Below are 839 nucleotides of genomic sequence, written 5' to 3' on the forward strand. Positions count from 1 at the left end.
GCCGGACCCGGTCCAGGGCGGCGGCCGGGCCGAGCCCGTCCGTCCAGGTCTCGACGGCCGGGCGCCAGGCCTCCCGGACCTCGGCGGCGCCCGGCCCGGGCTCGCCGCGAAAGACCGGGCCCTGGGCCCCGCCGTCCTGACGGGAGATCAGGCCGCGCCGGGCGAGTGCGTCCAGCCAGCGGACGACCCGGGGGCGTTGGGCGGGGGTGACCATGGCGGCGGCCAGCACCTCGGCCTCGGGGTAGCCGCGCGCAGGGTCGGTGAGCACGCCGCTCTGCTGGAGGGTGTGCAGCAGCGCGGCGAGCACGGCCCGGTCGAGCTGGGCGCCGAAGTCGCGGACCTGTTCGGCGGTGACGCCGATGCTGTGCTTCCAGGCGGCGGCCGAGGCGCTTTCGGCGTCGGCGCGCAGCCGGCGGTCGGCGGCCTCGGCGTTGCTGTCCGGGGCGCGGACGTGGGCGAGGACGGCGCCGAGCGCGTCGACGGCGGCGTACACGTCCTCCTGCCGGGGCTCGGGGCCGATGTGCAGGACCAGGCGCAGCGCGCCGAGGTCGTGGGCGGCGAGGCCGGGCTGTCGGCTGAGCCGCCACAGCAGCGCGGAGGGCAGGCTGAGGTGGGTGGTCCGGTCGGCGGCGACGGCGGCGAGCTGCTGCTCGGGCCGCTGCTCGGGGTCGCCGCAGTGGACGGTGCCGCCGGCCAGCAGGGTGGCGAGGGCGAGGTCGACGGCGAGGTCGCCGACCGGGTGCAGCACGGTGTGCCGGATCGGTGGCGTGCCGAGGACGCCGGCCCAGTAGCGCAGCCGTTGCTCGGCGGCCCGGGCGGCGGAGGGCGGCAGCGCGGCG

Annotated in this window: 1 pseudogene; it reads right to left on the bottom strand. The window is 79.3% G+C overall.

Annotation, left to right across the window (positions count from 1 at the left end):
• Positions 1-839 (bottom strand): annotated as a pseudogene (locus KS423_RS46430) (hypothetical protein); the annotation flags it as partial.

Origin of the sequence: Streptomyces sp. LS1784, from assembly GCF_020103755.1 — a bacterium.
Lineage (GTDB): Bacteria > Actinomycetota > Actinomycetes > Streptomycetales > Streptomycetaceae > Kitasatospora.